Annotated in this window: 6 protein-coding genes; all 6 read right to left on the bottom strand. The window is 56.4% G+C overall.

From position 1 onward, the window contains the following. Window positions 1–515 precede the first annotated feature (515 nt). The 6 genes from rpsI to rpsD are packed head-to-tail and all read right to left on the bottom strand — an operon-like array spanning window position 516 to window position 4,203. The gene (rpsI, locus tag AC1XOS_RS20335) at window positions 516–908 is read right to left on the bottom strand and encodes a 30S ribosomal protein S9 (RefSeq protein ID WP_309714387.1); all 393 of its coding nucleotides are present in this window, start codon (window positions 906–908) and stop codon (window positions 516–518) included. A gap of 3 nt (window positions 909–911) precedes the next feature. Next, window positions 912–1,352 carry a 50S ribosomal protein L13 gene (rplM, locus tag AC1XOS_RS20330; RefSeq protein ID WP_481964040.1) on the bottom strand — a complete coding sequence of 147 codons (441 nt, stop codon included), beginning with the start codon at window positions 1,350–1,352 and terminating at the stop codon, window positions 912–914. Further along, a complete protein-coding gene (gene truA, locus AC1XOS_RS20325; RefSeq protein ID WP_481964039.1) occupies window positions 1,353–2,120 on the bottom strand; it encodes a tRNA pseudouridine(38-40) synthase TruA in 768 nt (255 codons plus the stop codon). Between the two features lie 17 nt (window positions 2,121–2,137). Further along, window positions 2,138–2,512 carry a 50S ribosomal protein L17 gene (gene rplQ / locus AC1XOS_RS20320; protein ID WP_481964038.1) on the bottom strand — a complete coding sequence of 125 codons (375 nt, stop codon included), beginning with the start codon at window positions 2,510–2,512 and terminating at the stop codon, window positions 2,138–2,140. A gap of 11 nt (window positions 2,513–2,523) precedes the next feature. Then, complete coding sequence (locus tag AC1XOS_RS20315) at window positions 2,524–3,537, bottom strand: DNA-directed RNA polymerase subunit alpha (protein WP_481964037.1); 1,014 nt, start codon at window positions 3,535–3,537, stop codon at window positions 2,524–2,526. An 18-nt stretch (window positions 3,538–3,555) separates the two neighbouring features. Next, window positions 3,556–4,203: a 30S ribosomal protein S4 gene (gene rpsD, locus AC1XOS_RS20310; RefSeq protein WP_481964036.1), complete on the bottom strand. Its 648-nt coding sequence runs from the start codon at window positions 4,201–4,203 to the stop codon at window positions 3,556–3,558. Window positions 4,204–4,229 lie beyond the last annotated feature (26 nt).

Here is a 4,229-nt window from a genome sequence, read left to right as displayed (position 1 = left end):
TAACTGTCATTTCTTCGAGTCACTGCGCTTGGCTCAGGCCGAGGCGCAAGGAGAATATTATCTCACGGAGAAGAAGTTGTCAAGTCGAATGACCAACTTGTTTGAATTATTTCTGAACACCAGTCTTGATCGCAGCTGATTGAAGACTTCGTAGAGGAGAATGGCGCTGGCAGTCGCGACATTGAGGGAATCTGCACGACTTGATCGCAGGCGGCAAGCTGCTCCTTTGCTTCCGAGGTTCCCCGGAGAAAGGGCTGGAGCCCCTGCCGAAGGGGTGCGTTGCGAGCTCGGGGGCGATCACAGCGCACTCGAGCTCGGAATACGGGTTGACAAGTGCGGCAGCGACAAAGCGCAGGGCTGGCCAACGTGCCCCCACTATCTGGCCGGTTAAAGGGGAGACAATCGTGCCGGGCTGATTATTGCCCATTTCACAAAGAAAATGCCCGGCACGATGACTCATGCCGGGCAAACGCCTGATTAGTCCCCCCGCTAGGCGGGGGTTAGGGGGCGTGCGATTAACGCTTGCTGAACTGGAATCCGCGACGGGCGCGCTTGCGACCGTATTTCTTGGATTCTTTCACGCGTGGGTCGCGCGTCAGGAAGCCGTTGCGACGAAGAACCACGCGCAGCTCCGGGTCGAACTCGACCAGAGCCTTACTGATTCCATGGCGCAGCGCACCTGCCTGGCCGGAGATTCCACCACCCTTGGTCTTCGCGAAGATGCTAAAGCGGCCCTCGCTACGGGTAGCGGCGAAGGGCTGATTGATCAGCGCTTCGAGGGTACGGCGGCAGAAGTACTCCATCACCGTTTTGCCGTTGATCGTGATTGTCCCATCGCCGGGCGAAAGCCAGACGCGGGCGATAGCGCACTTGCGCTTACCAGTTGCGTACGTTCGAGTCTCTGCCATTGTTTAACCTTCTGCCTTTGCTTTGGCTGCGCCCTTAATCTGCGCCTCATGCGGATGATTCTCACCGGCATAGACACGAAGCTTGGTCAGCATCTGGGCTCCCAGTCGGTTGTGGGGAAGCATGCCCTTGACGGTGCGCAGAACTGCGTAGTCAGGACGCTTCTCCAGAAGCTCAGCGCGGGGTACTTGCTTCAAACCACCCGGATAGAGGGTGTGGCGGTAGATAGGCTCATCGCCTTTATTATTGCCCGTCAGGATCGTTCGCTCGGCATTGATGATGATCACATGATCACCACAGTCCATGTGCGGGGAGAAGATCGCTTTGGTCTTTCCTCGCAGGATTGCCGCAGCCTTGGCCGCAAGACGGCCCATCGGCACGCCCGTTGCATCTAGGACGATCCAGTCGCGCTGGATATCGTCCGCTTTTACTGCATAAGTTTTCATTTAATTTATTCCTATTCGCTGCCCATCATAGCCGACTTTTACCAGGCAGAGCCCTTTTGCAGGGGCAATCGGAGGACATGCCCGCCGATCACGCACTTCCAGAAGTTTCAAAACCTCGCCCCTCTCAAGCCTCTCTTGCCCCACCATGACCAGGGTTCCTACCAGGCTACGCACCATCTGGCGCAGAAAGGCATTCCCTCGCACGGTGATCAGCAAGCACGACCCATTTTTCCAGGGGCGCACCGCGATCCGCTCGACAAAACGCACAGTGCTGAGTCCAGGCGCACTAGGCTGCCCAAACGTCGCAAAGTCATGCGTCCCGCAGAGAGTCCGTCCTGCTTCCTGCATCGCTTCCACACTCAGTGGCCGAGTGACATGCCAGACATAGCGTGTCAGTAGCGCCGACGGTTGCGGGCGATTGAGGATCGCGTAACGGTAGGTTCGGCTTGTTGCACTAAACCGAGCATGAAACTCTTGCTCAGCATATCCCGCCTGCAGCACGCTAATATCGCGTGGCAAGTGAGCGTTTAGTGCGCCGACGATCTTCTCTTCTGAAATTTTCCAGTCCACATCGAAGTGAGCAACTTGCCCCAGCGCGTGAACTCCTGCATCGGTGCGGCCCGCTCCAGACACCCGGATCTGTGTTCCGGTTATCTGGAGCAGAGCCGCCTCTAGGTCTCCCTGAACGGTTCGCTCTCCCTTACCCTGAAGCTGGAAACCAGCGAAATCGGTACCATCGTACTCTAAGGTTAAGCGAACGCGTTTCATCAGCGACGAAAGCAGCCTCAGTCGTTGACGAACTCCAGCACCACAACCGGTGCCCCATCGCCACGTCGAACACTCTTGTGAGCCATGCGGGTATAGCCGCCGGGCCGATCCTTGAAGTTCGGGGCAATGACTGTAAATAGCTCCTTGATGATATCCTCATCGCTGGCGCTCTTACCACCGATAGCAGCACGGGCGATACGACGTGCATGCACGGTATCATTGTTCTTCGCACGGGTCACCAGCTTCTCAACCATTGGCTGGATCTCCTTGGCACGTGCCTCGGTCGTCTCAATTTTCTTATAGATGATCATGGAGCGCAGTAGCCCCTTCAGAAGCGCAATACGCGCGTCCGAAGCCAGGCCAAACTGCCGCCCACCGATTCGGTGTCGCATCGTTTACTTCCTTAATCCTCGTCCTCGTCGTCGTCTTCGCCGGGGAAATAGCCATCGGAGTCCTTAAGGTTAAGGCCCATCGTGTTTAGCTTTTCCTTTACTTCAGTCAGAGACTTCTTCCCAAAGTTGCGAATATTCATCAAGTCTATTTCGCTCATCAGAGCAAGCTCGCCCACGGTAAGTACATTTGCCTTCTTCAGACAGTTGTATGTACGAACCGAGAAATCTAGCTCCTCAATGCGCGTGTCAGGGGCGCCATTTGCGCCTAGGCCACCGATCGGCATGATAAACGACTGACGAACTGGACCGCCCTTATGATCTACAAAGCGCTGGAAATACTCCGCGAGCATCAGCGCCGCCTGCGAAAGTGCCACACTCGGCTCGATTGTCCCGTTGGTCGTGATGTCCATCGTCAGACGCTCATAGTCGTTGCGGTTTCCCACACGGGTGGGGTCCACGGTGTAGTTGACCTTACGCACTGGCCCAAAGGCTGCGGGCACCGGGATCTCCCCGATGATATCGCTGGTCTTGACACCCTTATCCGGCATCACATAACCACGACCACGCTCGACCTTCATCTCGATGTACAGGCTTGCTGTCTCATCAGAGATTGTTGCCAGATAACACTCAGGGTTGACCACTTCCATATCTGGCGGGCAGACAACGTCCGCTCCCGTGATACGTCCCGATCCCCGTGCATCCACTCGGATCACACGTGGGGCATCGGAAAGGTCTTCCTCTTCCTCATCGTCGTCGTCAATACGAACCCAGAGCTCTTTAAGATTTAAAAAAAGCTCGGTCGCGTCTTCTTTCAGCCCTGGAATGGTCTGGAACTCGTGCTGCACTCCCTCAATCCGAACCGACGTGATGGCGGCTCCAATGATAGAAGAAAGCATAACACGACGAAGGGAGTTGCCCAATGTGACGCCATAGCCTGGCTCCAACGGTTCGACAACAAACTTGCCAAACACATCGGACTGCTCCAGCGTCTCGATACGAGGTACAACCGTCTCCTGAATAGCCATATTGTCTCCTCCTGAGAACTAGCGGGAGTAGAACTCGATGATGATCTGCTCCGAAACCTGCGAGTCCACTTCATCACGGCGCGGTGCAGCGAGCACCTTGCCTGCGAACTGATGGGCATCTAGTGAGAGCCAGGTTGGAGTGCGTGAGCCTGCTCCTGCTAGCGCATCCTGAATGACACTCATTCGCCGGGAGCCCTCGGCAATTGAGATGGAATCGCCCGCACGGACTTGATAGGAAGCGATGTCTACAGACTTGCCATTGACCATCAGGTGTCCGTGGCTCACGAGCTGACGGGCTTGGGCGCGGCTCGTGGAGAACCCGAGGCGGTAGACGACATTATCCAGGCGCATCTCCAAAAGCTGGAGAAGATTCTCACCGGTCACACCACGGCGACGGGAAGCTTCCGACACGTAGGCACGGAAGGGGCCTTCCAGAACACGGTACATCTGGCGCATCTTCTGCTTCTCGCGAAGCTGCTTGCCGTAGTCCGTTGGCTTGGAAGGACGCGCGGTCGGGCCATGCTGACCCGGCGCGTAGTTGCGGCGCTCAACAGCGCACTTCTTTGAGTAGCACCGTGCTCCCTTGAGATAAAGTTTCTCTCCGGCACGACGGCACTTTCGACAGCGGGTATCCCCGCTGACAGAGTTAGGTGACGATTTTGACATAGTTCCTCTTCGTCCCTATGCGTCCT

It is taken from the genome of Armatimonas sp., assembly GCF_964826245.1.
Note: the sequence above shows the minus strand (reverse complement) of the source record. Positions and strands in the feature narration are given on the sequence as shown.

Coding starts and splice junctions, on each gene's coding strand:
- rplQ (WP_481964038.1), bottom strand. CDS start 2,512: ATGCGACACCGAATCGGTGGGCGGCAGTTTGGCCTGGCTTCGGACGCG.
- truA (WP_481964039.1), bottom strand. CDS start 2,120: ATGAAACGCGTTCGCTTAACCTTAGAGTACGATGGTACCGATTTCGCT.
- rpsI (WP_309714387.1), bottom strand. CDS start 908: ATGGCAGAGACTCGAACGTACGCAACTGGTAAGCGCAAGTGCGCTATC.
- AC1XOS_RS20315 (WP_481964037.1), bottom strand. CDS start 3,537: ATGGCTATTCAGGAGACGGTTGTACCTCGTATCGAGACGCTGGAGCAG.
- rpsD (WP_481964036.1), bottom strand. CDS start 4,203: ATGTCAAAATCGTCACCTAACTCTGTCAGCGGGGATACCCGCTGTCGA.
- rplM (WP_481964040.1), bottom strand. CDS start 1,352: ATGAAAACTTATGCAGTAAAAGCGGACGATATCCAGCGCGACTGGATC.